At 43.2% G+C, this 512-nt stretch carries 1 protein-coding gene; it reads left to right on the forward strand.

Annotated elements, in window-relative coordinates:
* Positions 1–44 precede the first annotated feature (44 nt).
* The gene (locus BCT81_RS24985) at positions 45–437 is read left to right on the forward strand and encodes a RidA family protein (RefSeq protein WP_008216122.1); all 393 of its coding nucleotides are present in this window, start codon (positions 45–47) and stop codon (positions 435–437) included.
* Positions 438–512: the final 75 nt, after the last annotated feature.

The raw sequence follows: 512 nt of genomic DNA on the forward strand, positions 1-512 counted from the left end.
TTGGAATAGAACCAATATTATCTATAAAGAAGTGGAGTTAAAAAATGACTATTAAACGTTACGGTGTTGAAGGCGGAACAGGTACAGGCGGACAACATTTACCATTTGCACGCGCAACTGAAGCGGGTGGTTTCCTATACGTTTCTGGCCAGACACCGATGACAGATGGTGAAGTAGTTGAGGGTGGCATTATTGACCAGTCTCGCCTAGCGATCCAAAACTGTGTCGATATCATGACTGAAGCAGGCTACGGCCTAGAAGACGTAGTACACGTAAAGGTTGTACTAACGGACTCTCGTTACTTCCAATCTTTTAATAAGGTATTCAAAGAGTTCTTTGGTGCTAACCCACCGGCACGTATCTGCATGGTTTGCGACCTAGTCGTAGATGTGAAAGTTGAAGTAGATGTGACTTGCTACCGCGCTGACCGCGTATAGTAATAACCTAATCACAATAACCTACTTAGAGAGTATTAGGGCGTAATCATCCCTGTTATTATTCCATAATACTCT

This window comes from Vibrio sp. 10N.261.52.A1 (assembly GCF_002876325.1).
In the GTDB taxonomy this organism is placed as follows: Bacteria; Pseudomonadota; Gammaproteobacteria; order Enterobacterales; family Vibrionaceae; genus Vibrio; species Vibrio chagasii.

Coding starts and splice junctions, on each gene's coding strand:
- BCT81_RS24985 (WP_008216122.1), top strand. CDS start 45: ATGACTATTAAACGTTACGGTGTTGAAGGCGGAACAGGTACAGGCGGA.